Source organism: Shewanella metallivivens (assembly GCF_028750675.1).
Taxonomy (GTDB): Bacteria; Pseudomonadota; Gammaproteobacteria; order Enterobacterales; family Shewanellaceae; genus Shewanella; species Shewanella metallivivens.
Genome location: NZ_JAQQPZ010000013.1, coordinates 666,085 through 689,112, shown reverse-complemented (window position 1 = coordinate 689,112; position 23,028 = coordinate 666,085). Strand labels below are relative to the sequence as shown.

24 protein-coding genes and 1 riboswitch are annotated in these 23,028 nt (G+C 43.5%); of the genes, 17 read left to right on the top strand and 7 right to left on the bottom strand.

The features are described 5' to 3' along the window. The first annotated feature begins 57 nt into the window (after window positions 1-57). The 3 genes from PQR79_RS15760 (at window position 58) to PQR79_RS15750 (ending at window position 2,237) form a co-directional block, all read left to right on the top strand. Window positions 58-909: a PfkB family carbohydrate kinase gene (locus PQR79_RS15760; protein ID WP_238107324.1), complete on the top strand. Its 852-nt coding sequence runs from the start codon at window positions 58-60 to the stop codon at window positions 907-909. Window positions 910-1,128: 219 nt separating this feature from the next. Further along, a complete protein-coding gene (locus PQR79_RS15755; protein WP_238107323.1) occupies window positions 1,129-1,821 on the top strand; it encodes an MOSC domain-containing protein in 693 nt (230 codons plus the stop codon). 56 nt (window positions 1,822-1,877) lie between these two features. Continuing rightward, window positions 1,878-2,237, top strand: coding sequence for a DUF4870 domain-containing protein (locus PQR79_RS15750; protein ID WP_238107322.1), 360 nt, complete (start codon window positions 1,878-1,880; stop codon window positions 2,235-2,237). Window positions 2,238-2,332: 95 nt separating this feature from the next. Here the strand turns inward: PQR79_RS15750 and PQR79_RS15745 are convergent, their stop codons facing one another. Both PQR79_RS15745 and PQR79_RS15740 read right to left on the bottom strand, forming a co-directional pair. Then, window positions 2,333-4,252: a methyl-accepting chemotaxis protein gene (locus PQR79_RS15745; protein WP_238107321.1), complete on the bottom strand. Its 1,920-nt coding sequence runs from the start codon at window positions 4,250-4,252 to the stop codon at window positions 2,333-2,335. Between the two features lie 246 nt (window positions 4,253-4,498). Then, window positions 4,499-6,148, bottom strand: coding sequence for an electron transfer flavoprotein-ubiquinone oxidoreductase (locus PQR79_RS15740; RefSeq protein WP_238107320.1), 1,650 nt, complete (start codon window positions 6,146-6,148; stop codon window positions 4,499-4,501). A gap of 233 nt (window positions 6,149-6,381) precedes the next feature. Beyond that, a riboswitch (molybdenum cofactor riboswitch) is annotated at window positions 6,382-6,514 on the top strand. Here PQR79_RS15740 and moaA point away from each other — a divergent pair. From moaA to PQR79_RS15685, 11 genes are all read left to right on the top strand, one after another. After that, window positions 6,502-7,482, top strand: a complete 981-nt coding sequence (gene moaA, locus PQR79_RS15735; RefSeq protein WP_238107319.1) for a GTP 3',8-cyclase MoaA — start codon at window positions 6,502-6,504, stop codon at window positions 7,480-7,482. (Overlaps the previous riboswitch by 13 nt.) Window positions 7,483-7,552: 70 nt before the next feature. Continuing rightward, window positions 7,553-8,029, top strand: coding sequence for a cyclic pyranopterin monophosphate synthase MoaC (gene moaC / locus PQR79_RS15730; protein ID WP_238107318.1), 477 nt, complete (start codon window positions 7,553-7,555; stop codon window positions 8,027-8,029). Between the two features lie 50 nt (window positions 8,030-8,079). Beyond that, a complete protein-coding gene (gene moaD, locus PQR79_RS15725) occupies window positions 8,080-8,328 on the top strand; it encodes a molybdopterin synthase sulfur carrier subunit (protein WP_238107317.1) in 249 nt (82 codons plus the stop codon). Between the two features lie 2 nt (window positions 8,329-8,330). Continuing rightward, entirely contained in the window at window positions 8,331-8,792 is a 462-nt protein-coding gene (gene moaE, locus PQR79_RS15720; RefSeq protein WP_238107316.1) for a molybdopterin synthase catalytic subunit MoaE, read from the top strand. A 128-nt stretch (window positions 8,793-8,920) separates the two neighbouring features. Further along, the gene (modA, locus tag PQR79_RS15715; protein ID WP_238107358.1) at window positions 8,921-9,691 is read left to right on the top strand and encodes a molybdate ABC transporter substrate-binding protein; all 771 of its coding nucleotides are present in this window, start codon (window positions 8,921-8,923) and stop codon (window positions 9,689-9,691) included. After that, on the top strand, window positions 9,691-10,368 hold the full coding sequence (gene modB / locus PQR79_RS15710) for a molybdate ABC transporter permease subunit (RefSeq protein ID WP_238107315.1): 678 nt from the start codon (window positions 9,691-9,693) through the stop codon (window positions 10,366-10,368). The genes modA and modB overlap by 1 nt, the downstream gene beginning before the upstream one ends. Continuing rightward, complete coding sequence (locus PQR79_RS15705) at window positions 10,352-11,458, top strand: ABC transporter ATP-binding protein (protein WP_238107314.1); 1,107 nt, start codon at window positions 10,352-10,354, stop codon at window positions 11,456-11,458. The genes modB and PQR79_RS15705 overlap by 17 nt, the downstream gene beginning before the upstream one ends. A gap of 195 nt (window positions 11,459-11,653) precedes the next feature. Further along, complete coding sequence (locus tag PQR79_RS15700) at window positions 11,654-12,115, top strand: hypothetical protein (protein WP_274408565.1); 462 nt, start codon at window positions 11,654-11,656, stop codon at window positions 12,113-12,115. 7 nt (window positions 12,116-12,122) lie between these two features. Then, on the top strand, window positions 12,123-12,806 hold the full coding sequence (locus PQR79_RS15695; RefSeq protein WP_238107312.1) for a response regulator transcription factor: 684 nt from the start codon (window positions 12,123-12,125) through the stop codon (window positions 12,804-12,806). A gap of 67 nt (window positions 12,807-12,873) precedes the next feature. After that, entirely contained in the window at window positions 12,874-14,115 is a 1,242-nt protein-coding gene (locus PQR79_RS15690) for a sensor histidine kinase (RefSeq protein WP_303648595.1), read from the top strand. 42 nt (window positions 14,116-14,157) lie between these two features. After that, a complete protein-coding gene (locus PQR79_RS15685; RefSeq protein ID WP_238107311.1) occupies window positions 14,158-14,835 on the top strand; it encodes a TIGR01621 family pseudouridine synthase in 678 nt (225 codons plus the stop codon). Between the two features lie 27 nt (window positions 14,836-14,862). On the opposite strand, the gene PQR79_RS15680 is transcribed toward PQR79_RS15685, so the two are convergent. Continuing rightward, on the bottom strand, window positions 14,863-16,062 hold the full coding sequence (locus PQR79_RS15680; protein WP_238107310.1) for a GGDEF domain-containing protein: 1,200 nt from the start codon (window positions 16,060-16,062) through the stop codon (window positions 14,863-14,865). A gap of 176 nt (window positions 16,063-16,238) precedes the next feature. Here PQR79_RS15680 and PQR79_RS15675 point away from each other — a divergent pair, with 176 nt between their 5' ends. Then, the gene (locus PQR79_RS15675; RefSeq protein WP_160055483.1) at window positions 16,239-16,412 is read left to right on the top strand and encodes a YqaE/Pmp3 family membrane protein; all 174 of its coding nucleotides are present in this window, start codon (window positions 16,239-16,241) and stop codon (window positions 16,410-16,412) included. Window positions 16,413-16,529: 117 nt separating this feature from the next. Next, a complete protein-coding gene (locus tag PQR79_RS15670; protein ID WP_238107309.1) occupies window positions 16,530-16,715 on the top strand; it encodes a DUF2986 domain-containing protein in 186 nt (61 codons plus the stop codon). Between the two features lie 38 nt (window positions 16,716-16,753). Here the strand turns inward: PQR79_RS15670 and moeB are convergent, their stop codons facing one another. After that, window positions 16,754-17,533, bottom strand: coding sequence for a molybdopterin-synthase adenylyltransferase MoeB (moeB, locus tag PQR79_RS15665; protein WP_238107308.1), 780 nt, complete (start codon window positions 17,531-17,533; stop codon window positions 16,754-16,756). 7 nt (window positions 17,534-17,540) lie between these two features. Beyond that, window positions 17,541-18,794 (bottom strand): molybdopterin molybdotransferase MoeA, encoded by a 1,254-nt coding sequence (moeA, locus tag PQR79_RS15660; protein ID WP_238107307.1) that lies wholly within the window; start codon window positions 18,792-18,794, stop codon window positions 17,541-17,543. Between the two features lie 112 nt (window positions 18,795-18,906). Here moeA and PQR79_RS15655 point away from each other — a divergent pair, with 112 nt between their 5' ends. Continuing rightward, the gene (locus tag PQR79_RS15655) at window positions 18,907-19,188 is read left to right on the top strand and encodes a GIY-YIG nuclease family protein (RefSeq protein WP_238107306.1); all 282 of its coding nucleotides are present in this window, start codon (window positions 18,907-18,909) and stop codon (window positions 19,186-19,188) included. Between the two features lie 117 nt (window positions 19,189-19,305). Here PQR79_RS15655 and PQR79_RS15650 read toward each other — a convergent pair whose 3' ends face one another. Next, on the bottom strand, window positions 19,306-21,168 hold the full coding sequence (locus tag PQR79_RS15650; RefSeq protein WP_238107305.1) for a M14 family metallopeptidase: 1,863 nt from the start codon (window positions 21,166-21,168) through the stop codon (window positions 19,306-19,308). 147 nt (window positions 21,169-21,315) lie between these two features. Beyond that, window positions 21,316-22,872: a phosphoenolpyruvate carboxykinase gene (locus PQR79_RS15645; RefSeq protein ID WP_274408564.1), complete on the bottom strand. Its 1,557-nt coding sequence runs from the start codon at window positions 22,870-22,872 to the stop codon at window positions 21,316-21,318. Window positions 22,873-23,028: the final 156 nt, after the last annotated feature.

The following is a 23,028-nucleotide window of genomic DNA, read 5'->3' as shown; positions in this document are numbered from 1 at the left end:
CTACGCCGATTTTGTTATACTCAACACTCTTTCGTCGGGGTTATTCTAGGTATCGCTATGGCCAACATTTTACTGCTCGCTAATATCAATTGTGACCGAATTTTACGGTTAGACAAACCATTGCAAACTGGCGGGCGGTTTCATTATCAAGATGGTGGTTTACGTTTAGGCGGTGGTGGTGCAAATACCGGCTTAGGGTTGGTGTGGGCTAAACATAATGTGTCGTTAGTTAGCGAAGTGGGCAGTGACGACATTGGAGATTGGATTTTAGCGAAAGCAAGCACCCTTGGATTAGATTGTCGTTTAGTTCATCGTTTTAGCGGTAACACTTGTGAGATGCTGTTGGTGATGACTCCTGATGGCGAGCGCACCATTATTCGACCGCAGCGGCCGATATTCGAGTTATCTCATGCTCCCAATTGGCAACAATGGGACGCGTTTTATATCAATTCATCTGCAAATGGTGCTGATATATGGGCGCAAGATGCTATCGACAGTAATCCTCGTTGCAAAGTAATTGCTCAATTGGCTAAAGATCAGCGCAAGCGTCCTTGTCATGTGTTGATTGCCTCGATTACCGATATGCAAGGACGTTGCAATCAAGCGCCGTGGTCGTTTGCTCAATCTATTGCTGGTGATGCATTACAGTATTTTATTGTTACCGATGGTGATAAAGGTGCGATAGCCTACAGCGCTGAAGGCGAACAACATGTTCCCGCGGTGATGGCTGAGGTTGTTGATACCACGGGTGCGGGCGATGCGTATGCAGCGGGTGTTATCCATGGACTATGCCAAAATATGCCTATTTTTGAAGCAATGCATCAGGGGGCGTTATGGGCCTCATTTGCTGTTGCAACCCCGAGCTCTATCCCTGGAGAAGCGCTTAAAAAGCATCTAACATCAAGTTAATTAAAATCTTTGCAGCTGTCATTTTTATGTCATCTTTGAGCATTATTCTGTGCCGGTCTAATCAACTTATACTCATATTTAAGCGTAAATACGTCTATGTAATGGGTATTTTGCGGTATTAACTCCCATATTTTTTATTGCCTTACTATTCCCCTGTAAGGCTTTTTTTTGCCTGAAATTTGAGTATATTGATTCTACAAGATATGTGGGGAAAGCAGGATGAATAAAACGTGGGTTAATCGTATTTCGGGGTTGTATCTAGGCGACCAAGTGCAAATGCACAATGGTGTTGCCAGTGGTATTAACCAAAAGCATGCCGCAACACAACTGACGGTGCAGTTTGATAGCGTGGTGGGCAATAGTGAGGCTGATCCTAAGCATCATGGCGGTTTAGATCGAGTATTGCATCATTTTCCCCGCGAACATTATGGCCAATACCGCCGCTGGGACTTAATGTCTAGCTTTAAAGATGCGCCATCAATGGGTGAAAATATCAGCACTGTCGGTGTGAATGAAGCCCTCGTCAATATTGGTGATATTGTTCAAATTGGCGATGTCACTTTGCAAGTTACCCAACCACGCTCACCTTGTTTTAAGCTCAATGTACAATTTGACCAACCCAAATTTGCCCTCGCGATGCAAGAAAGCCGCATGTGTGGTTGGTTTTATCGGGTATTGTCTGAAGGGGTTATTCGCCCAAGCGATAGCATTTGTTTAATTGAGCGTAAAACTGACATTAGTATTGCTAAGGCGATGCAAATTTACTTTTTACCTGAGTTTGATGCCGAGCAGTATCAAATTTTACTTGCTTGTGAAGGTTTAGCACAAAGCTGGGTCGAATCATTGCAACGCCGCTTGGCACAACAAAGTATTGAAGACTGGGCAATGCGTTTGTATGGTAAAGCCAGTTAATTAAATACCGCTAAATAATAACGAATACACAATAACAGCATGATAAGGAACATCGAATGTCTGAACCGACAGGTGAAGTAAGTAAGCAAGCAAAAGACATGGGCTTATTGATCCACGCCGCCAGTTTTGCTGGGTATACTTTTCCATTTGGTAGCGTATTAGGTCCGTTGATTGTGTGGTTGATGAAGCGTGACGAGTATGAGTTTGCTAATCAGTGTGGTAAAAATTGCCTTAACTTCAAATTGAGTTTAATGATTTATGCGATGATTTCGGCAGTTTTGATTTTGGTGGGCGTTGGCGTGTTACTGCTAGCTGCGTTAGCATTATTAGATATTATTTGTACTATTATCGCGATAGTCAAAGCCAGTGACGGTATCGCTTATCAATATCCGCTGTCGATTAAGTTTCTGAAATAACACCTTAAGATGATAAAAATAATGCCACTCAATGAGTGGCATTATTTTATTTACCAGTTGTAGAGTGTTTGCTAGTTGCAAACACTCGAGTGGGATTACACCTTAAAGCGAGCCACCAACACATCTAATCGGCTTGCAAGTTGGTTCAAGGCTTTACTTGCTTCAGCAGCAGCTTGTGCGGTGTCAGATGTGCGTTGAGTGATATCGTTAATCTCAGTCACGTTACGGTTAATATCTTCCACCACAGTCGATTGCTCTTCTGTTGCGGCTGCGACTTGGATATTCATATCGCTAATTTGAGCTATACGTTCACTAATGCCACTGAGTGATTGGCTGGCTTCATCTACCGCGGTTACCCCTTCTTTTGAGCGACTACTCGATTGTGCCATGGCGCTCACCGCACGGCTGGCTTCTGATTGCAGCTTATCAATCATGGTTTGCACTTCATTGGTTGATGCTGCAGTACGTGAGGCAAGGTTACGAACCTCGTCTGCAACAACAGCGAAGCCTCGACCGGCTTCTCCGGCGCGGGCAGCTTCAATGGCAGCGTTGAGTGCCAGCAAGTTGGTTTGCTCTGAAATCGCGCGGATAACATCTAAAATACTGCCAATTGATTTAGTGTGAGTCGCCAGTGACTCAATCACTTCACCCACTTGAGCAACATCTTTAGACAGTTGATTAATGGTTGAGCGAGCGCGTGTGACCACTTTTTGGCCATCAACGGATTCGGTATCAGCATCGCGAGCGGTTACTGCAGCTTGGGCGGCATTAGCAGCAATTTCGTTAACGGTGGCGCCCATTTCATTAATGGCCGCAACAACCATCATGGTGCGGTCTTTTTGTAAATGACTGTCGTCTAAGGTTTGGTGTGCTTGATTAGACACATCCACTGCAGATAGACCAAGTTGTTGGCTAGTGTCTGCTACTTCAACAACGGTTTCTTGGATTTTGCTAATAAAGCTATTGAATCCGCGCGCTAATTGCGCGATTTCATCTTCGCCATTTACTGGGAGTCGTTGACGTAAATCACCTTCGCCTTCACCGATGTTTCTGAACATTTCAGCAACTTGTGCAATAGGGCGGCTTACTGAGCCAGCAACTGAAATGGCAATCACAATGAATACCACTGCAATCAATACTGTCCATAGCAGGATTTGGTAAGCGGACTCTTCAAGTAAGGCAAACACTTCTGCTTCAGGGACTTGAGCAACAAGATACCAATCCATAGACTTAATGTAGCTACTGGCGATTAACATGTCTTCGCCGTTAACATTGGCTTTAACGAGGTTGAAATCATTTTTGTTGAGTAAGCCGTTAGTATTAGCATTAGGGTATAAATTAGCTAACGTTGCCTTACCGACTTTTTGCGTATCTTGATGTAATTGAACTTTACCACTAGCATCAATAAGATACACAAAACCGGTATCTTCGATTTTAAATGACGACAGTAAATTCACCATATCATCTAGCGACTTGGCTAGGCTAACCATCCCTCGGCCATTAGGTTGCTGGTGGCTAATGAACAGTTTTACCTCACCGGTCGCTTCAGTGTAAACGCTTAACATGCGCTCTTTTTTACTCGCACGATAGTCAAAAAACCATGCGTCTTGCTGTTGGTTTAATATGCGTAAAAATCCATCTTGGGTGTAGTAAGCGCCAGTGTCGCGATCGGCATAAGAGGCTTGCACTAAATCGAATTGATTTTGCATGTCTTTGAGCTGAGCTATCACTAAAGTTTCTTGGCTTTCAGGGCGGCCTTCTTCAAGCCATGCTCCTAACATTCGGCTATTCGCGAGCTGTTCAGCAGCATTAATTAAGCTACTTATTTGTAGGTCGATGTCATTGCGAATTTGCAGGACTAAACTGGGCATTTCTGATTCAAGCATGCGTTGTTCAACCACTTGTTTGGCACTGCGCTGACTCAGTATTCCGACTAACATGGTTGAAAGCAGCACGGCAAAAGCTACCGTGAGCAGGATTTTTTGTTTAATGGTAAGGGTGTTAAATGTATTCATCTACAACGGCCTCAAAAAGTATCTCTTTGTTATATCGGACACAATGGCAATAAATTGATAAGAATTTTGTATTAATCAATAATGACAAAACGGTTAATGGTGTAGGTCTTTGTGATGTTATGGGGCTAATGATAGTCGAAAAAATGAAAAAAACGCACCTATTTTTAAGTGCGTTTTTTTGACAGTAGCCAATAAATTAACAATGGGTGAACAACGAGTTAATTGCTAATAAAGGTAACTTGTGGTTTACATGTTTGGATAGTTTGGTCCACCGCCGCCCTCAGGGGTGACCCAGGTGATATTCTGGCTTGGATCTTTAATGTCACAGGTTTTACAGTGAATACAGTTTTGGCCATTAATAACAAACTTTTTCTCGCCAGCATCTTCCACAACTTCATACACGCCTGCAGGGCAATAACGTTGCGCAGGTTCGTCAAATTTGACTAAGTTGACCGAAATCGGAATGCTTTGGTCTTTTAAGTGTAAATGGCAACGTTGACCTTCCTCATGGTAGGTGTTGGACAAATACACTGACGATAACTTGTCAAAACTGAGCTTGCCATCTGGTTTTGGGTAATCAATTTTGCTGTACTCGCTGGCCAATCCCATTGAAGCATAATCAGGCGTAGTATCGCGGAAGGTCACAGGGAATTTACCACCAAACCAGTTTTGGTCTATGAAGTTAAATGCACCACCCATTAAAGTGCCAAATTTATGCAGCGCAGGGCCAAAGTTACGTGATTGGTGCAATTCGTCATAAAGCCAGCTTTCTTCAAAACGTTGCTGGAAGCAGTCTAGATCTTTACCACCGTCTAATCCGGCTATTAACCCTTCACCTAGCGTTGTTGCAGCAATTATCCCGCTTTTTATTGCGGTGTGAGTACCTTTAATTTTGGCAAAGTTAAGAGTGCCTGCATTACAGCCAATGATTAACCCGCCTGGAAAACTCATTTTAGGTAATGAATTTAAACCGCCTTTAGCGATGGCTCTGGCACCATAAGTTAGGCGCTCACCACCGGTCAATGTTTGGGCAATGACCGGGTGCGTTTTATAGCGTTGAAATTCGTCAAATGGGCTTAAGTGTGGGTTTTTATAGTTTAAGTCAATAATTAATCCCACAGCGACTTGGTTGTCTTCCATGTGATATAAAAAGCCACCGCCAGACGAACCATTTACCAATGGCCAACCACCAGTGTGAACCACTTTACCTTGTTGGTGTTGCTCAGCAGGGATCTTCCAAATTTCTTTGAATCCTAAACCATAATGTTGCGGGGTTTTGCCATTATCTAAGTGGTATTTCTGAATAAGTTGCTTACCAAGATGCCCTCGGCAGCCTTCTGAAAATACAGTATATTTAGCGTGTAATTCCATGCCAGGCATATAGCTGTCTTTAGGCTGGCCATCTTCACCTACGCCCATATCACCGATGAGAATACCTTTCACACTGTTATCTTCATTAAACAGCAGTTCGCTGGCGGCGAAGCCTGGAAAAATCTCAACCCCCATGGCTTCGGCACGGTTGGCTAACCAACGGGCAAGGTTGCCCACGCTGATAATGTAGTTGCCTTCATTGTGCATGGTTTTAGGCACTAAACTGTTTGGCATTAAGCGTGATTTTGACTCAGAGTTGAGTAAATAAATTTCGTCGTGACTGACTTTGGTGTTGAGGGGGATATCAGAGTCACGCCAGTCGTTGAATAGTTCGTCTAGTACATCGGGTTGAAATACCGCGCCAGACAATATGTGGGCGCCCACTTCAGAGCCTTTTTCGACCACACATACTGTGATTTCTTTATCGGCATCTTTTGATATCTGCATTAAACGACAAGCCGTTGCTAAACCTGCTGGGCCTGCACCGACAATTACAACGTCGAACTCCATTGACTCGCGTTCCATGTTCTCACCTTTAAAAGTTTCCCGTTAACGTGCGGGTTTATTGTTTTTTTATCACGATAGTTAAACGATCGTTTATCCTTTTACTCACCTTACCGCAAAATTTGCTTTTGTCACAGGGGAAAACGCAATCTTATCAGCGTGAGTCGAGTCACAAATAGTTAACGATCTTGTCATTTTGAATAAGATATTCATCTAAAGGGGTATTTGTAAACCCGCAAATAGGCCTATAATTAGATCTGACGGTTCTCCGAGCTTTTTGCCCTACGTCAATGATATGGGCATTTTGCCGTGGTAATTTTGCCACCGGGGTGAGTAAAGAAATGCACTTACCTCCCACACTTGGAAAGGTTAACATGTCCCAGTTACAAGACAATTTTGGACGAAAATTTCATTATTTACGGATGTCAGTCACTGACGTTTGTAATTTCAAATGCAGCTATTGCCTGCCCGATGGTTATCGCCCTGATGGCAAACCTAGTTTTTTAACGCTTAACGAAATTGAAAATCTCGTTGCAGGTTTTGCTGCTGTGGGTACACAAAAAATTCGTATCACAGGTGGCGAGCCGACCCTTCGCAAAGACTTTACTGATATCGTGCGCATCGTTGCAGATAACCCTAATGTTAATACCGTAGCCATGACCACTAATGGTTATCGTTTACAGCAACATGCACAAGAATGGTATGACGCAGGTTTGCGACGTATTAACGTCTCAGTAGACAGTTTAGACCCCAAAATGTTTTACCAAATTACCGGTGAAAATAAATTCGACCAAGTGATGCGTGGTATTGATGCCGCACTTGAGGCGGGATTTGAACGAGTCAAAATTAATGCGGTGTTATTGAAAGGGTTAAACGACAAAGATTTACCGCGTTTTTTACATTGGATTAAACACACCCCTATTGATTTGCGCTTCATTGAACTGATGGAGACAGGACTTGGTCGTGAATATTTCAATGCCCATCATTTAGCCGGTATCGACATTAAAAAACAGCTTGAGCAAGAAGGCTGGTTATACGATCTACCGAGTGCCGATGATGGCCCTGCACAAAACTTCAGTCACAGTGACTATCAAGGCCGTATCGGTTTAATTATGCCGTACGCCAAAAACTTTTGCGCTAGTTGTAATCGTTTAAGAGTCTCTGCCAAAGGTAAATTGCACTTATGCTTATTTACTGAAAATGGCGTTGATTTACGAGATTTACTGCAAGATTCATCGCAACGTGATGAATTAATCACTCGCTTGCATGGCCAATTAGAGCAAAAGAAAGAAACTCACTTTCTGCATCAAGGCATTACTGGTGTGACTAAGCATCTCGCCTCTATTGGTGGTTAGCCGCCAGCTGGCTTAGCTCAAATATAAGTGCCGCTAACCTACAAATTCTATTTGATAAGGTATTCATAACATGAGTAATCGTTTCACCCACATTAATGCCGATGGCAATGCTCATATGGTTGATGTCACTGAAAAAGCTGTGACTGAACGCGAAGCCAGAGCTGAAGCGTATATCGACATGGCCGCTGACACATTATCGATGATAATGAGCGGTAGCCACCATAAAGGTGATGTGTTTGCTACAGCCCGTATTGCCGGTATTCAAGCCGCTAAAAAGACCTCAGACCTTATTCCGTTATGTCATCCTTTAATGTTAACCAAAGTGGAAGTCGAGCTTGAGGCTCAGCCTGAGCATAACCGTGTGCGTATCACTAGCCTGTGTAAATTGTCAGGTAAAACCGGTGTTGAAATGGAAGCATTAACCGCGACGTCTGTGGCTGCGTTAACCATTTATGATATGTGTAAAGCCGTGCAAAAAGACATGGTTATCTCGCAGGTGAGATTGCTTGAGAAACGCGGCGGGAAATCTGGCCACTTTACTGCTTAACATTGGCTAGTTAATTTATTGTCATCAAATTTATGTATTGAGAGACCACTATGATCCAAGTATTATTTTTTGCGCAAGTCCGCGAGTTACTCGGTACTGCGAAAGTGGAGCACAGTAGCGCCAATATTCGTACCGCAGAAGAGTTACGTGCTGCATTGGCTGCAACCGATGATAAATGGGCTAAAGTGCTCACTTCAGATAAGCTACTTGTTGCAGTTAATCAAACGATAAGTCAATGGGACACTCAGATAAAGGCTGGTGACGAAGTTGCCTTTTTCCCTCCTGTAACAGGAGGTTAAGTATGACAACATTGACTACTGTTCGAGTGCAAACCCAGGATTTTAGTGTTGCCGACGAATATGCATTATTGGCCAATGATAACCAAGACGGTGCGGTGGTTAATTTTATTGGTAAAGTGCGCGATTTTAATGATGGCAGTGCTGTGACTGATTTAACGCTAGAGCATTACCCTGGTATGACTGAGTCGGTATTAGATCAAATTTGCCAACAAGCACGCGAGCGCTGGCCATTAAACAAGGTGACGATTATTCACCGTGTCGGCACGATGGCGCTAGGTGAGCAGATTGTGTTTATCGGCGTAACCAGTGCCCATCGTAAGGCTGCCTTTGCTGCATGTGAGTTTTTAATCGATTTTTTAAAGACCAAAGCACCATTTTGGAAGCTCGAAGCCAACGATACTGGCAGCAAATGGGTCGAAGCCCGTGATAGTGATGAGCAAGCGGCTAAAATGTGGCAAAAATAATCTAACCAATATTCTGCCGTTGTTTGCTCAACCAATAAGGTCAGTGATTAATGTTTTTTTCTCGGTTATCTATTTTTACGCAAGGCGAGCGTTTCAATAAACAATATCGTGCGATTATCGCGACATTAATGCTTGTTTTTTTTGGGGTTACCTTGCCTAATCATTTGGTGCAGGCTGCCGAAGTGCCAGCCATAGCTGCCGCGGCAAACATTAAGTTTGCGCTCGATGATATCGCTATGAATTTCAAACAACAAACCGGGTTAGCAGTTCGTATCAGTTATGGCTCATCTGGCAATTTTGTTACTCAAATTCAACACGGTGCCCCATTTGAAATGATGCTCAGTGCCGATGAGTTTTATATTGAGCAGTTGCATAAGGCAGGTTACACCCAAGATGCTGGGGTTATTTATGCTATCGGTCGATTAGCGCTTGCTGCGCCAAAGCAATCTGAGTTAATTCTTGACTCTGAGTTAGTCGGGTTAGGGCAATTTATTACCGACGGCAAGCTTAAGCGCTTTGCGATAGCCAATCCCGATCATGCTCCCTACGGTGAACGTGCCCGAGAGGTGCTAAAATCCAAAGGGTTATGGGATGCTGTGCAACCTAAGCTGATCCTGGGGGAAAACGCATCACAAGCCGCCCAATTTACCATCAGTGGTTCGACTCAAGGTGGCATCGTACCCTTGTCATTGGTACTTGCGCCGCAATTTACTCAGCTAGCTAACCATGTGGTTATTCCTGATCATTTATACGAACCGCTTAATCAACGTATGGCATTAATGCCAAATGCCTCTGAAACCGCTATGCGTTTTTATCAATACATGCAAAGCCCACAAGCGCAAAAAGTATTAAGTGAGTTTGGCTTTAACTTACCGCAAGTAACAGAGACGCTAGACTAATGGATTGGCAAGCGCTGTTGCTGTCAGTCAAACTCAGTAGCTTTACTGTGTTGTTGTTAATTCCGTTGGCGATCTTCTTAGGCCGGGGCTTAGCTTATTATCAATTTCACGGTAAATCATGGTTAGAAGCATTAATTTTAGTGCCCTTAGTTTTACCGCCAACTGTGATTGGTTATTACTTGTTGGTGGGATTAGGCAATCAAAGCTTCATTGGTGGCCTTGCTGAGCAGCTATTTGGTCAACAACTGGTGTTTAATTTCTCTGGACTCGTGATTGCTTCCATTATCGTCAATATTCCCTTTGCTGTGCAGCCCATACAGCGCGCTTATGAAACCATTCCAATTGATATTCGTGACGCCGCTGCTTGCTGTGGTATGAGCCGTATGCGGATTTTCCTTAAAGTCGAGTTACCTATGGTATGGCCAGGTGTATTGACTGCACTAGTGCTGTGCTTCTCTCATGTATTAGGTGAATTTGGAGTGGTATTGATGCTCGGTGGCAATATCGCTGGCGAAACCAAAACGATTTCAATCGCCATTTATGACAGCGTACAAGCCTTCGACTTTGACTCCGCAGGCATGATGTCATTGGTGTTGTTACTATTTGCTGTGAGTGCTCTGGCATTAACGACCAGTCTGTCGCGGCGTTTAGGAGGCCATAATGCCACACAGCGCTGATCTCGTTTGTCATATTGGCCAGACGTTACCCATTCCATTGGCCGCTAACTTTACTTGCAAAGCCGGTGAAGTGTTAGCGGTAGTGGGGCCTTCTGGCGGTGGTAAAACGACGTTGTTAAGAATGATTGCTGGGCTGACAATTCCTAAGCAAGGCCATATTCAATGTGGTGACGTTTTATGGTTTGACTCTTCAACGCAAGTGTCACTAACACCCCAGCAACGTCATATTGGCTATATGCCACAACATTTTGGTCTATTTCCGCACTTGTCGGCTTTAGACAATGTGATAGCAGGGCTCGACCATGTGCCAAAATCAGAACGTAAGCAGCGTGCTTTAGACTGGCTTGAACGTGTTAATTTACATGGTTTGCCTAACCGTTTGCCTGCGCAACTCTCTGGGGGACAGCGTCAACGTGTTGCATTAGCACGAGCATTGGCTCGCGAGCCTGCCATTTTATTACTCGACGAGCCTTTTTCGGCGGTTGACCGTGAAACCCGCGAGCGCTTGTACATTGAGCTCGCACGATTAAAGCAACAACTGTCAATTCCAGTGGTTATGGTGACTCACGACATTCATGAGGCATTATTACTCGCTGATAAAATGATGCTAATAAGCCAAGGGAAAATGCTCCAGCAAGGTCAACCTTTTGAAGTGCTGTCACACCCTTATGATGAAGCTGTGGCTCGTCAAATGGGCTTGCGTAATATTTTTGATGGTGAAGTCGTCGAGCAAGACATTGAACGTAACATGACTTGGTTTAAGCTCGGCGAAGAACTCATTATCAGCGACAGTGCCCCGCCTCTCGCAAAGGGGCAAGCGATCCGTTGGGTTATCCCCAACCAGGGGATTCGTTTTAATGCCATCAGCAGTGGCCGTTTATGTAAAAGCATCAATAAACTGGATGTCATGATTGAGTCAGTATTGGTTATGGGGGAATCGTCACGCGTTATAGCATCTGTTATCGGTATTGGTTCAGTGCTTAATGCTGATGTCCCAACTCACTTAGTCGAAAAGTTAGCATTACAAACCGGAATGCAAACCACCATAGCGTTAAAGTCTGAGCAAATTCATATCTTAAATACCCCTTAATTCAAGCTGAATAAGCTAGAAGGCCTTGTTTTATGGTATTTATGATCAATTATTAATCTTAGATTTCTTGGGACTTTGGCCGCTCTTAGGTAGAGTAGTGCTGTAATAAAATTTTCAATCATATAGAGGCTAGTGATGGTTCGGTTGCTATTAGCAATATGCTTTCTTCCTTGTGCCGTGATGGCAACGCCGTCGATGCACACTTTATTGATCAATGGTGAGTTTCTAAAGCCCATTGTGGTGATGAAGCAGTTAGAACAACAAGACAAAGGCACTATTTGTGACTTTGACGTTGATGTGGAAGAAGGATTACTGGTGTACAGAATTTCTATGGTCAACGTAGAAGCGCGTGAAATCAGTAAATACCAATACCGAGCGTTAGATGGTGTTCTGTTAAACGAAAAATCATCTGCTTATAGTTCTGACGATATCGGCTCTGTGAATGCAGCCAAAATGCTGCAAGCTAAGCACATGACATTTTCTGCGCTGGTCGCTTTAGCGATTGAAGATCAACAAGGATACTTAACGCAAGCGGAATTGGACCACGACTTATCTATTAGTTATCTAGAACTAAAATTACTCAATCAAGATAGTAAAAATACCATTGCTTTCGACATTGAAACTCTGCGTCCACTTCCACTGCTCAAATGGGATTAAAGACTCTATGACTAAGCGTATTTTATTGGTTGAAGATGATGCCACGACGTTAAAATATGTGGCCGACGGATTTACGGCTCAAAAGTACCAAGTAGACAGTGCTACAGATGGACAAGAAGGTTTAACATTAGCCAAGCACAATCAGTACGACTTACTCATTTTAGACCGTATGTTACCTAAGCTTGATGGTCTGACGTTATTGTCCGCATTACGCACCAGCGGTAACAAAACACCGGTACTCATTTTATCTGCATTAAGCCATGTGGATGAGCGGGTAAAAGGCTTGCGTGCCGGCGGTGATGACTACATGACCAAGCCGTTTGCATTTGCTGAGTTATTGGTGCGTGCAGAGAAACTCGTCCAACGTAACATTATCGAGCCAGCGGCCACTGATATCGAAGTTGGCGGCCTAAAAATGGAGCTGCTCACGCGTAAAGTGACCCTCGATGACAACGAGTTAATGCTGCAACCTAAAGAGTTTCAGTTGCTCAAATACCTTATGGAACATCCTAATCAAGTGATCAGCCGTACACTGTTATTTGAAGCCGTGTGGGATTATCACTTTGACCCTCGCACCAATGTAATTGATGTGCATATTGCCAAACTGCGTCGTAAGTTTGAAGAGCTTGGACACGGTGAGTTAATTGAAACAGTAAGGGGTGCGGGTTATCGCCTCTGCAAAGGCCATTAAGCCTTACCAAAGTAGTGCGTGGCGCATCACGCTTATCTTCTCGACGTTAGTGACCATCTTGATTGTGATGTTGGTGTTAAGCCTTTATCGACAGTTAGTCATTGAACAGCAAAACCAAGTGGATAAGCACCTCGCCGCCGAAATGCAGCGATATCAGCAGTTAGCCTTAACCGTGAATCGCCGCAGCTTTGCGGCGCAAATTCGCGCAGCCGATCCTAAAACAGCATTAATTGCTTGGCGTAATAGTGTCGACATGGTTGGGGCATTAACTTTTTTGCCTGAAAATATGCCGCAGCTTCCCGAAACCAAAGACTTTCCTATTTTTACCGGTGGCCCTGATAAATTACATATTTTGACCGGCGGGCTAGTGATGACTCGTTATGGCCCGGTATTAATTGCTACTCGAACCGACCATTTAGCCACCCTTATTGAAAAATTTATCAATGCAGCATTTTGGGCGGTAGCCTTCACGTTAGGTTTAACATTAGCGTTAGGCTATATTTTCTCTAAAGCTATTCTTAGACGACTGGTCGAATACAATCGTTTGAGTGAGCAAATTGAGGCTGGACATTACGAAACCCGCTTGCCTGTGAGCGACAGCCAAGATGAGTTTGATATGTTAGCGCGGCAATTTAATTTAGTATTAGATACTCTAGAGCAAAACTTACGTGCAGTACGGGGCGTGACAGATAATATTGCGCACGATCTTCGTACGCCGCTATCGCATTTGCGAATTGGTATTGAACAGCTCGCAGACAAACCAACGAACGAACTGGCCGATGCCAGCGCAGAGTTACTTGAAGAGTTAGACCATTGCTTAGGTACCTTTGATGCAATGTTGTCATTAACTCGAATAGAAGAAGGCCAACAAACACTCGATTTGCAGCCAGTGAGTTTACAACAAATATGCCAAGACTTATTTGAAATGGCTGAAGTGATTGCTGAATCTCGCGACCAAGTGTTAGACATTTCACTGGAAAATGACGTGCAGATTAATGGTGATAAATACTTGTTATTTCAAGCGCTATTCAATCTAGTCGATAATGCGATTAAGTATTCACCCGTCGGCGCATCCATCTGTATTAAACAGTGTGGCAAACATATCCAAATTAGTGATAATGGCCCTGGGATTGTTGATGAAGATAAAGAGCGGGTATTTGACCGTCTTGTCCGTTTAGACCCAAGCCGTCACTACAAAGGGACAGGGTTAGGTTTATCGATGGTAAAAGCGATTCTGTCGCGTCATAAAGCCACTATTTCATTACACGACAATAACCCTGGGTTGTTAGTTAATATTCATTTTAAATAGTCAGCGGCTTCGTCTCTGGCTTTCATTGAGTTGGATCCATCCATGTATCAACTGCTGAGTGAGCAAGCTGACTTTATTGTGATCAATAAAGATCCTAATGTGCATTTTCATAGCCAAGATGGCGCTGCAGGGGTTATCGCTCAAGCAGAAGCGGATCTGGGGTATAAGTTGTATCCGGTTCATCGCCTAGACACACCCACTTCTGGCTTACTTATTGTGGCCAGAACCTCACAAGCGGCCAATGTATTTACGCAAATGTTCACGGCTCATCAGGTACAAAAATACTACTTAGCCATCGCGTTAGGTAAGCCCAAAAAGAAACAAGGTTGGATAGTCGGAGACATGGCCAAATCTCGCCGAAGCATGTACAAGTTGCTTCGCACTACAGAAAACCCTGCAATGACACAGTTTTTTTGTGCCAGTGTCTGTGAGGGTAAGCGAGGCTATTTACTCAAACCATTAAGTGGCAAAACCCATCAATTGCGCGTTGCACTCGCGAGCATTGGCGTGCCTATTTTAGGCGATACGCTTTACGGCAAAGATGACAGTGATCGCTGTTACTTGCATGCGTATTGTTTGCACTTTGACTATTTAGGCCAACAATATGCATTTGAACAATTACCGCTTAAAGGTGAGCATTTTGTTGATGAGTCGTTTGTTCAATTAGTTAACGCGCATTGGGTTAAGCCCGAGCTATTACCCTGGCCAAGCAAACGTTAACTTACTGCGAGATCCTTATTAATGATATTAATGGCTTGGCTCCACGCTATCAGATGGTGCTGATTGCTTGGTACTAATCGTGTTACGGCCATTGTTTTTGGCGATATACATAGCATCATCAGCTAATTGCAATAATTGCTCTACACTGAGATGCGGTTTACTGGTGACATAACCGATACTCAATGACACCGAGACAGTGTTTTTTTGCCACAAAATAGAGCTGTTATTAATTTTAGTTTGAATCTTTTGCGCTACAACAAGTGCATCTTTATCTGACGTTAATGGCAAAATAATTAAAAACTCTTCACCACCATAACGACAAATAAAATCAATCTTGCGTAACGATTGTTGCAACACTTTTGCAGTATTTTTGATGATAAGGTCGCCAGCCAAATGGCCATAGGTATCATTAATTTGTTTAAAGTGGTCTAGGTCGAGCACGAGGATGCTATAGGCTAATCCATTACGTTGCCATAGGGCGTCAACTTCTTCTAATTTTTTCAGTAATGCATGGCGATTCCACAGTCCTGTCAGTTGGTCTTTATTGGCCAAACTCGCTACTTTAAAGACTAAGCGAGTTAATGCATTGCCATACAAAACGAGGTTACTTATCAGCAACAAAATGATGTAACTCCACATCACCAAAGGGGAGTTTAATTTATCTCCCGCAGATAAATTAGCTAACTTTTCAGGGTAAATAAATAGAGCAAGAGCGCGAATTAAAAATAACGATGCCATCAAAAAAAACGGTACGTTTATCAGTGCGGCATAGTAGATAGAGAGATGCTTTCTGGCTGCTTTAACGTTATCTATTCCCGTTAAAGAGAGCAATACTGCAGCGGTGATGCTCATTAAAATCACTAAATAGACAGCGTAACTAAGTGACGGTGGCACCAATAGCATCAATAGGCCACACGTTGCCAGAGCGACTAAGTCGAAGAGATAAGACACGGGCTGTTTAAATAAGTATTGGCAACCCCATCGCATGAAGGCAAATCCTAGCAAAATAGTCATATCGGCACAGAACCAATATAAATAGTTAACTTCTGTGGTGCGTTGGGTATAGAGCAAAATGCCTATGATGGTCAGTAAGTTGGCAAAAGCAAAGCGCCAACTTGCTTTGGGGGCAATACGAAATACGCCAGCATAGATGGCCCAGGCAATGGTACAGCTAGCGCCAATTAAGAAAAAAAACTGCACAAAAATAATACTTTGGTTATGTTCCATATGACCTATGCGTATTTAAACACGTATTGTGGATAGACTACTATCGTTTTGGACAATAGATATTTTGTGAACTAGATAACAAAATGTTAGGGTAAATTCACATCATAAACAAATGATGTCAGTTACTATTTTTATAATTGCAATTATTGAATTAAGCAAACAATTAAGGATGATAAATGGACACAAATAAGTTATTACTGGTAATTATCGCAATCTTGCTACCCCCGCTGGCCGTGTTTTTGAAAAAAGGCTTAGGTAAAGATCTATTGATCAATGTGTTATTGTGTTTTTTCTTTTTTATTCCCGGTTTAATCCATGCGCTTTGGGTTGTGCTACAAGAAGATCTATAACCCTCTCAGATTGATGATGGTTCAGCAAGGTGAGTAACCGCAATCACTCAATCCCATTAGAGGTTATACGGCTTAAACGTTATAATAGCCGCTTATCGAGTCGATGATGTGGTTAACATGAACCGTAAAAAGAAAATTAATCAAACCCTTAAGGCAAAAGCCAAAAAAGCCAATGCCAAACTGCATAGCAGCAATAAACCGGCTTACGTGTCAAAAGCTGAACGTGAAAGGTTAGCACAACAAGCATTGTTTTGTGGCGACATGAATCAGAGCCCTACAGAGCAGCAGAGGGACGACACCTAGCTAGCGCTTTGTCGTCCTCTCACTGCGCTAGGCATTCGTTAGCTTTTGGGCAGGGGATTACCGCAGACTTTACATTGAGGCTGTTTAGGCAGTTTCAGCGCTCTAAACTCCATTGTCATGGCATCAACCATTAACAGTTTTCCTGCCAATGGTTGTCCTAGTTTGCAGATAACCTTAATGGCTTCAGTGGCTTGAATACAACCAATCATTCCGACAACTGGCGCTAAAATGCCAGACTCAACACAGGTTAATTGCTGCTCACCAAATAGCGCGCTAAAGCATTGATAACAAGGTGTATCAACTTGGTAATCAAATACTGTGACGGTGCCTTCCATCCGAATTGCTGCCGCAGAAACCAATGGTACTTTATGGCTAAAACAACTTTTATTTAGCTGTTCGCGCACAGAGACATTGTCTGTGCAGTCGAGCACTAAACTATGCTGGCTAACGAGCTGATCGATTTCATCGTCGTCTAGTAATTTATTAATCGCGTTGATGCTAATTAACGGATTAAGTTGAGCTAATGTTTGTTTGGCAGAATCAACTTTTGCCTGACCAACATTGGCATCAAAGTGAAGCACTTGGCGTTGCAGATTAGACAGCTCAACACGGTCAAAGTCGACAATCGTCATTTCGCCAACACCGGCAACTGCCAGGTATTGGCTTGCTGCACAGCCCAACCCGCCAGCACCAATAATTAATACTTTTGCTAATTTGAGCTTTTCCTGACCGTCGATATCCATGGCTTTAATTGAGATTTGACGGCTATAGCGGAGCATTTCATTGTCGCTTAAAATTTCTTGGTCTTCAGACTGCATAATTCTCCTAGCACAGCACGCTGTTGAAAGGCTCTACGGTTACAGTATTGCCTTTGGCTAAGTCGCCTTGGAATTGATCTAAAATCACAAAGCAGTTAGCTAAGCTCATCGACGTTAACATGCCTGAACCTTGCCCCCCGGTGATAGACACTTCGAGTTCGCCAGAGGCATTACGGCTTAAAATGCCACGTTGATATTCTACTCGTCCAGGATGTTTGCGGATATCGGTTTGCAGTGTCGCTTGGCACAATAATGGTGCCTTAGGTGTAATACCCTGCATTTTGTTTAAAATGGGCAACACTAATTTATAAAATGTCACCATTGAAGACACAGGGTTACCTGGTAAACCACAAAATATAGCCTTACCTATTTTACCGAAAGCAAACGGTTTGCCTGGTTTAATGGCGAGTTTCCAAAAGGTGATTTTGCCTTCTTCAGATAATATTTGTTTAGTATAGTCGGCTTCGCCTACTGATACACCACCAGACGTCAATACCATATCCGCTTTGCTGGCCGCTTCTTTAAAGGCGCCGCGTATAGCTTCTTTATCATCGGCAATGACGCCTAAATCAATCCATTCGACGTGACTTTTGCTCAATAAGCCTTGAATCGAATAACGGTTTGAATCATAAATTTGTCCTGGCGAAAGTTCACTGCCAACAGGGCGTAATTCGTCACCTGTTGAGAAAAATGCCACTTTTAATTTACGAGAAACCCGTACTTGGCTAATGCCTATGGTGGCTAATACCCCCATTTCTGCTGCGCGAATCGTGACACCACGGTGTAACACTTTGGTACCTGCCTTGAGCTCTTCGCCGCGACCACGCACATTGGCGCCGAGTTTATGCGGATGTGCAATCGTGATGCTGTCGCCGTCAGTTTGGGTCTCTTCTTGCATTTGTACTGTGTCATATCCGGCAGGAACAGGGGCTCCGGTCATAATGCGGATACAACTATTAGGTTGCACTTTTCCTTTAAAAGGGTGACCTGCAAAAGAGCTTCCGATAAGTGTGAGCGTGGTTTTATCTTGTGAGAGATCTAAATCGACAAAACGGAATGCATAACCGTCCATTGCTGAGTTATCAAACGGCGGTAAGTCGATGCTTGATGCTAAATCTTCTGCTAAAACGCGGTCTATGGCATTATTTAATGTCACTAACTCGGTATCTTGGGTTGCATCAACTTGTGCTAGTAATTGCTCAATGGCTTGGTCTGGATGCATTAGCTTGGGTTGCGCGCAAGGGTCTTGATCTTTGAGCATTGTAACTTCCTTAATGAATACCTAAACCTAAAATAAATTGATGTTAGCTTAACTCGCTAGTATGCCATGATGGTAAAAAGTTTTATGATCATAAAAAAGGTTTTTATCGTTTATGTCACAAACTAAATCAGTCAACGAATGGTATTTATACATTATTCGCTGTGCTAACTCGCATTTATACACGGGTGTCACGACAGATGTCACTCGGCGCTTTGCTGAGCACCAAAGTGGTGGACCTAAAGCGGCTAAGTTTTTAAAAGGCAAAGGCCCGCTAACACTAATGTATCAAGAATCACTCGTTGACCGGAGCTCGGCACTTAAGCGTGAAATAGCAGTTAAAAAGATGTCTCGATTACAAAAATTGCAATTGATAGATCAATTTACTGTTGAATAAAGCGCTGATAGCCATTACACCTCGCATCAACGATGCTATTAGCGCTTCATCCTGCATAGAACAGGTGCACAAGCTATGCTTTGCACCATGGTGTCTGTTATGTTTTTGTTGTGTGGCTTACTTTGCCGCGCGCAATACTGGATACACAAGATACTGATTATCAAAATAAGGACTACGCTGATAAAACCATCTCAATCTGGCTTTGCTGTCATTGGCAAAGACTGGGTCGGCTAGCGCCTGCTCAAATTCACGTTGTAATGCTGGATTTTCAGCTAACATTTTGGCCGCTAGAGGTTCAACTGCATAGTCTTCGATGTATTCAGTTCGAGTAAAAATAGTGTTGAAAAACCCCCAATAAAATAATGAGTCTTCAGCCTGTGGCTCAAGTAATAAAATGGCTAAATCGCCCAGAGGCTGATCGGTTGCAATACGGATTGTGCCAGTAGGCAATAAAGTGGTGACTTTATGACTACTGGTGTTAGCGCTAACCGTTTGGTGCCCTTCATAATCTGCGCTTGAAAATGTCGGGTCGCTAAATCGGTATTGTTGGGCAACAATAGCGGTGGGCTTAGTTAATTTACTCATACGAATGCCATGCAAAGACAAGCGTTCAATGACTTTTGTCCATTGAGGTGGAATGTAATAAGCAACAGGGCGCGACACCACTATATCCGCTTTGGTGTTAGCCATCACAGGAATATTGGCATACAACTTAGGCTCACCTGTCCAACGCACTACATCTGCACCGCTAATCGGACTCGTTTCAATACGATAATCAATTCCTTTAAAGTCTCGACCTTGTGGCAATAATTCACTTTGCCAAGTAAGGGTTAGTTTGCTTGGATTACGGTATTTATCTTCGTAAATGGATGATTTTAATTTGGTGCTATTTTGAGCTACCGTTTTCAGTGTTTGTTCTAGCATCACATAAGTGCCTAGTACTCTTTGCTTATAAGGTTTTAGGCTGTGATTTTCGATTAAAATTGTTGGCAAGTGGCGAGCATCACCATAACCATTAGAAAAGCGTGGGCTAGGGTTCCATAACGACACACCTTTTCTCATGTCAGCATTGTCTATCGCAAACACTAACGGGCCAGGAATATGACCTTGCTCAGTCAAGGCGGCTTCTATTGCAGGGCGATAAATCGTTTCTAACCAACTAAAGCTGCTTGGGCTGTAACCTTGCTTTACGTTATAACCAAAAGTGACATCATATTGGTAGTCAATACCATCGGTAACGTGTACATCAATATAGAGATCAGGTTGCCAAATATTGATGGCGCGGATCAGGTGTTGCATCTCTAGCGCATCGGCTTTGGCATAATCGCGATTTAAGTTGAGGTTATTTGCCGTGGTACGCCAGCCCATATTAATTGGGCCACGCTGATTTACGCGATTGTATTCGCTACTTCGCTCATGGGCGTCAACGCTTAATATGGGTATAAACAAAAAGTTAACGTTTTCAAGTAATGCTCTTTTGTTACCGTGGCTAATGTCTCTTAGCAACATCATCCCTGCATCTTTACCGTCGATTTCACCTGAGTGGATCCCCGCTTGTACTAGTACCGTTGCTTTGTCATTGCTGGATAATGTCGCAGCCGTTTCGGCGCCTTCACTAGAGGCGACTACCATCCAAATATCGCGTCCTTGAGGGCTTTTTCCTAGGCTAACTTTGTGCAATAAGTCGCTACTGTCGACTAATTTATCTAACCATGTCATGGTGTCGTTATAGTTTGGGGTGGAGAGGTAACCTTGTTGTTCAAAAGGCGTTGCCCAGGGGTGGTCTGCTGACATGAGTAGGGTTTCGCTCGCCCCCGACCATGGCTGGATTGGCGGTAATATGCTGTCGTTAATAAAAGTATTTGCTGGCGCGGTGTAGGTGAGCTGTGTGGGTTGTGCGTCTTGTTCTATCGTAGCACTAGCCGTGGCACAAAATAGCAAAGGGCTGACCCATAAACTAGCAAGCAAAAAACGGTGCATGAAGACCTCAGGTGATAATGTAGAGGGCAAAATTGATATGACATCATAGCATTACCTCTGAAGTAATATGAGGCCACAAAATAAAAAATCCCAACTAGAATGAATTGGGATTTTTGTTATTTATATTCTGCTTAGCCGGGTGGCATTTTATACTTTAGGACCAGCCTGCTTAATTGCATCAGAGACCTGATATTTAGCAAAATTTTCGCTGAACTCTTGGGCTAATTGTTGTGCATACTTGTTGTATTCAGTTGCATTATTCCACGTATTAACAGGGTTGAGTAACTTGCTATCTACACCTGTTACCGCAACTGGTACGTTTAGATTGAGTTTATCAATGTGGACGGTTTCAACATCTTTGAGCTCACCGCTGACAATGGCGTCGACAATGGCGCGAGTGGTTGGAATATCAAAACGTTTACCTACGCCATGTGGACCGCCGGTCCACCCAGTATTAACCAAGTAAACTTGGCTACCAAACGACTCAATACGTTGCATAAGTAACTCTGCGTACACACCCGCTGGACGAGGGAAGAATGGCGCACCAAAACAAGTCGAGAAAGTTGACTGAATAGCGGAGGTTGAGCCCATTTCCGTAGAACCTACTTTTGCAGTGTAACCCGATAAGAAATGATAAGCTGCTTGCTCTTTGCTCAGTACTGACACTGGCGGTAGTACACCGGACACATCGCATGTTAAAAACACAACGGCGTGCGGTTCTGCACCGCGATTTTCTTCTTTACGTTGGGCAATATGCTCAAGTGGGTAAGCAGCGCGGCTGTTTTCAGTTAAGCTGGTGTCGTTAAAGTCTGGAACACGTTGCTCATCAAGCACCACGTTCTCTAATACGGTACCAAACCGAATAGCATCCCAAATTACCGGTTCATTTTTTTGGCTTAGGTCGATGCATTTGGCGTAGCAACCGCCTTCAATATTAAATACTCCACCGGGTGCCCAACCGTGTTCATCATCACCAATGAGCAAACGCTTAGGATCTGCCGATAGGGTTGTTTTGCCTGTTCCCGATAAGCCAAAAAATAACGTGGTATCGCCATCGTGCCCAACGTTTGCTGAGCAATGCATTGGTAATACCCCTTTGGCTGGGAGTAAAAAGTTTTGCACAGAGAACATCGACTTTTTCATTTCACCAGCGTATTTCAAGCCTGCAAGCAGCACTTTACGTTCGGCGAAGTTAAGAATCACTGCGGCATCTGAATTCGTACCATCACGTTCAGGATCGCACACAAACCCTGGCGCATTAATAATTTGCCATGTGTCTTTGTTGTTGCGGTTAAACACCGTTGGAATGATAAACAGGTTGCGGGCGAAAATTTGATGCCATGCATATTCTGTGGTGACACGAACTGGGATGTAATGCTCATCATCGGCACCGACTTCGAGTTCAGACATAAACAATTCTTTGTCTGCTAGGTAAGTTTCAACACGGCTCCATAACGCATCAAATTTACCAGCATCAAATGGGCGGTTTACTTTGCCCCATTCGACATCAGCCTCAGTGCTCGGATCCTTTACAATAAAGCGGTCGTTAGGGGAACGACCTGTTCTTTCGCCCGTTTTTGCCACTAATGCACCATTGGCGGTGAGCTGACCTTCTCCACGAAGAAGCGCTATTTCAACAAGCTGTGCTGTCGTAGGGTTAAGGTTAACGCGGTGTGTTAAATCCGCCATAGTGTTGATCTCCATGTCTTTTAGGTCTGTATTCGCTTTTAGTCGCTACTAATATCTTGGCATTAGCTCGATTATTGTTATTGCTCGGTTGCTGTAAGCTAACGATGGTGATTGTAACTGATGTTTAGGTATTGGTAACGAACAGTTTGGTAATTTTTTTGAAAGTTTTTA

What these genes read in the sequence shown, in the direction of transcription:
- PQR79_RS15760 (WP_238107324.1), top strand. Translation starts at nt 58, where the DNA reads ATGGCCAACATTTTACTGCTCGCTAATATCAATTGTGACCGAATTTTA.
- PQR79_RS15755 (WP_238107323.1), top strand. Translation starts at nt 1,129, where the DNA reads ATGAATAAAACGTGGGTTAATCGTATTTCGGGGTTGTATCTAGGCGAC.
- PQR79_RS15750 (WP_238107322.1), top strand. Translation starts at nt 1,878, where the DNA reads ATGTCTGAACCGACAGGTGAAGTAAGTAAGCAAGCAAAAGACATGGGC.
- PQR79_RS15745 (WP_238107321.1), bottom strand. Translation starts at nt 4,252, where the DNA reads ATGAATACATTTAACACCCTTACCATTAAACAAAAAATCCTGCTCACG.
- PQR79_RS15740 (WP_238107320.1), bottom strand. Translation starts at nt 6,148, where the DNA reads ATGGAACGCGAGTCAATGGAGTTCGACGTTGTAATTGTCGGTGCAGGC.
- moaA (WP_238107319.1), top strand. Translation starts at nt 6,502, where the DNA reads ATGTCCCAGTTACAAGACAATTTTGGACGAAAATTTCATTATTTACGG.
- moaC (WP_238107318.1), top strand. Translation starts at nt 7,553, where the DNA reads ATGAGTAATCGTTTCACCCACATTAATGCCGATGGCAATGCTCATATG.
- moaD (WP_238107317.1), top strand. Translation starts at nt 8,080, where the DNA reads ATGATCCAAGTATTATTTTTTGCGCAAGTCCGCGAGTTACTCGGTACT.
- moaE (WP_238107316.1), top strand. Translation starts at nt 8,331, where the DNA reads ATGACAACATTGACTACTGTTCGAGTGCAAACCCAGGATTTTAGTGTT.
- modA (WP_238107358.1), top strand. Translation starts at nt 8,921, where the DNA reads ATGCTTGTTTTTTTTGGGGTTACCTTGCCTAATCATTTGGTGCAGGCT.
- modB (WP_238107315.1), top strand. Translation starts at nt 9,691, where the DNA reads ATGGATTGGCAAGCGCTGTTGCTGTCAGTCAAACTCAGTAGCTTTACT.
- PQR79_RS15705 (WP_238107314.1), top strand. Translation starts at nt 10,352, where the DNA reads ATGCCACACAGCGCTGATCTCGTTTGTCATATTGGCCAGACGTTACCC.
- PQR79_RS15700 (WP_274408565.1), top strand. Translation starts at nt 11,654, where the DNA reads ATGCACACTTTATTGATCAATGGTGAGTTTCTAAAGCCCATTGTGGTG.
- PQR79_RS15695 (WP_238107312.1), top strand. Translation starts at nt 12,123, where the DNA reads ATGACTAAGCGTATTTTATTGGTTGAAGATGATGCCACGACGTTAAAA.
- PQR79_RS15690 (WP_303648595.1), top strand. Translation starts at nt 12,874, where the DNA reads ATGTTGGTGTTAAGCCTTTATCGACAGTTAGTCATTGAACAGCAAAAC.
- PQR79_RS15685 (WP_238107311.1), top strand. Translation starts at nt 14,158, where the DNA reads ATGTATCAACTGCTGAGTGAGCAAGCTGACTTTATTGTGATCAATAAA.
- PQR79_RS15680 (WP_238107310.1), bottom strand. Translation starts at nt 16,062, where the DNA reads ATGGAACATAACCAAAGTATTATTTTTGTGCAGTTTTTTTTCTTAATT.
- PQR79_RS15675 (WP_160055483.1), top strand. Translation starts at nt 16,239, where the DNA reads ATGGACACAAATAAGTTATTACTGGTAATTATCGCAATCTTGCTACCC.
- PQR79_RS15670 (WP_238107309.1), top strand. Translation starts at nt 16,530, where the DNA reads ATGAACCGTAAAAAGAAAATTAATCAAACCCTTAAGGCAAAAGCCAAA.
- moeB (WP_238107308.1), bottom strand. Translation starts at nt 17,533, where the DNA reads ATGCAGTCTGAAGACCAAGAAATTTTAAGCGACAATGAAATGCTCCGC.
- moeA (WP_238107307.1), bottom strand. Translation starts at nt 18,794, where the DNA reads ATGCTCAAAGATCAAGACCCTTGCGCGCAACCCAAGCTAATGCATCCA.
- PQR79_RS15655 (WP_238107306.1), top strand. Translation starts at nt 18,907, where the DNA reads ATGTCACAAACTAAATCAGTCAACGAATGGTATTTATACATTATTCGC.
- PQR79_RS15650 (WP_238107305.1), bottom strand. Translation starts at nt 21,168, where the DNA reads ATGCACCGTTTTTTGCTTGCTAGTTTATGGGTCAGCCCTTTGCTATTT.
- PQR79_RS15645 (WP_274408564.1), bottom strand. Translation starts at nt 22,872, where the DNA reads ATGGAGATCAACACTATGGCGGATTTAACACACCGCGTTAACCTTAAC.